General features: G+C 68.9%; 2 protein-coding genes. Both read left to right on the top strand.

Annotated elements, in window-relative coordinates:
* Positions 1 to 1264 (top strand): protein translocase subunit SecD (gene secD, locus V8688_RS31795; protein WP_342802366.1); only part of this gene is annotated, 1264 nt, incomplete at its 5' end.
* A partial coding sequence (secF, locus tag V8688_RS31800; protein ID WP_342802367.1) for a protein translocase subunit SecF occupies positions 1261 to 2362 on the top strand: 1102 nt, incomplete at its 3' end. The genes secD and secF, both read left to right, overlap by 4 nt.

Raw genomic sequence — 2362 nt, forward strand, 5'->3', positions numbered from 1 at the left:
CGCGCCCGCGCCCGGTGAGACGCCCGCGCCCGGCGAGACCACCGCTCCGGCGGCGGGCGAGCCGACCACCCCGGCCCCGCAGTCGCGGGTGTTCCCGGCGCAGGCACCGCCGACGCCGACCCCGGCTCCCGGTGGCACCTCCACCCAGCAGCAGCAGGCCAAGGAGATCGCCGACGCCAAGGCGCTGCGGCAGAGCACCGACCAGTCCGTACAGCAGGTCGCCGTGGCGAGCATGGACTGCACCAAGCCCGACCCGCTGGCGGGCAACGACGACCCGGCGCTGCCGTTGGTCACCTGCTCGCAGGACGGCACCGAGGTGTTCCTGCTCGGCCCGAGCCGCATCGACGGCCAGGAGATCGCCGACGCGACCTCCGGCCTGAACTCCCAGCAGGCCCGCCACGAGGTGAACCTGGAGTTCAAGTCCTCGGGTGCGGACGCCTGGTCCGCGCTGACCGGCGAGTACGTCTACAAGCGGGTCGCGTTCGTGCTCGACTCGAAGGTCGTCAGCGCGCCGCAGGTGCAGCAGGGTCCGCAGCTCGGCGGCCGCACCTCGATCTCGGGCAGCTTCACCGCCGACAGCGCCGCGGAGCTGGCCAACACGCTCAAGTACGGCTCGCTGCCGCTGTCGTTCCAGACCTCGGAGGCGGAGACGGTCTCGGCGACGCTGGGCCTGTCCTCGCTGAAGGCTGGTCTGCTGGCCGGCGCGATCGGCCTGATCGCGGTGCTGCTGTACTGCCTGTTCGTCTACCGCATGCTCGGCCTGCTGGCCGGGTTCTCGCTGATCGCGGCCGGTGTCGCCGTCTACGGCATCATCGTGCTGCTCGGCCGCTGGATCGGGTTCACCCTCGACCTGGCCGGCATCGCCGGTCTGATCATCGGTATCGGTCTCACCGCGGACTCGTTCGTCGTGTTCTTCGAACGCATCAAGGACGAGATGCGCGAGGGTCGCAGTTTCCGCTCGGCCGTGCCGCGCGGCTGGGCCAGGGCGCAGCGCACCAACCTGTCCGGTAAGACGGTCAGCCTGATCGCCTCGGTCGTGCTGTACCTGCTCGCCGCCGGTCAGGTGAAGGGCTTCGCCTTCACCCTCGGTATCACCACCGTCCTCGACGTGATCGTGCTCTACCTGGTCACCGCGCCGCTGATGATGATCGTCTCGCGTTCGCCGTTCTGGGCGAAGCCGTCGGTGAACGGTCTCGGCTCGGTGCAGCAGATCGCCAGGGAACGTGCCGCGGGCCAGGCCAGGCCGAAGGAGATGTCACGATGACCAACGCCCATCCCACCGACGAGTCGGTGTACCTGGACCAGGCCGAGGCGTCGCAGACCCCGAAGCACGGGTTCTTCGAGCGGCTCTACACCGGCACCGGCGGTTTCCCGATCGTCAGCCGCCGCAAGCTGTTCTACGGCATCGCGGCGGCCCTGTTGCTGATCTCGGTGCTGAGCATCGCGGTGCGCGGCTTCACCCTCGGCATCGACTTCGCCGGCGGTTCGCGCATCCAGATCCCGGCCGCCGACATCTCCACCCAGCAGGTGGAGGACGTCTACGCGCAGACCCTGGGCCACGGCCCGGTGTCGGTGCAGAAGGTCGGTTCCGGGGCCTCGGCCACCATCCAGGTGCGCTCGGAGACCCTGGACGCGGCCCAGACCGAGCAGGTGCAGAGCGCGCTGTTCGACGCGTTCCAGCCCAAGGACTCCGACGGCCAGGTCAGCCGCAACGCGATCAGCATCGCCGAGATCAGCGAAACCTGGGGCGGGCAGATCACCAACAAGGCGCTGATCGCGCTGGGGGTGTTCGTCGCGCTCACGATGATCTATATCGCGATCCGCTTCGAGCGGGACATGTCGATCGCGGCGATCGTGTCGCTGTTCTTCAACCTGATCGTCACCGCGGGCATCTATTCGCTGGTCGGGTTCGAGGTCACCCCGGCCGCGGTGATCGGTCTGCTCACCATCCTGGGCTACGTGCTCTACGACAACGTCGTGGTCTTCGACAAGGTCGAGGAGAACACCCGTGGCGTGCTGCACCTGAACAAGCGCACCTACGCCGAGCAGGCGAACCTCGCCGCCAACCAGACGTTGATGCGCTCGATCAGCACCACCGTCATCGGCATCCTGCCGATCATCGGCATGCTGGTGATCGCGGTCTGGCTGCTCGGTGTCGGCACGCTCAAGGACCTCGCGCTGGTGCAGCTGGTCGGCATGATCGTCGGTGCCTACTCGTCGATCTTCCTCGCCGTCCCGGTGCTGGTGTCGATCAAGGAGCGCTGGGGCCCGGTGGCCGCGCACACCAAGAAGGTGCTGGCCAAGCGCGCCGCGGGCCCGGCCGGTGCCCGGGTGCCGGTCGGTGCCGCCGCGGGCGTGCCGC

Origin of the sequence: Nocardia sp. No.11 (assembly GCF_038752175.1) — a bacterium.
Classification (GTDB): Bacteria; Actinomycetota; Actinomycetes; order Mycobacteriales; family Mycobacteriaceae; genus Nocardia; species Nocardia canadensis.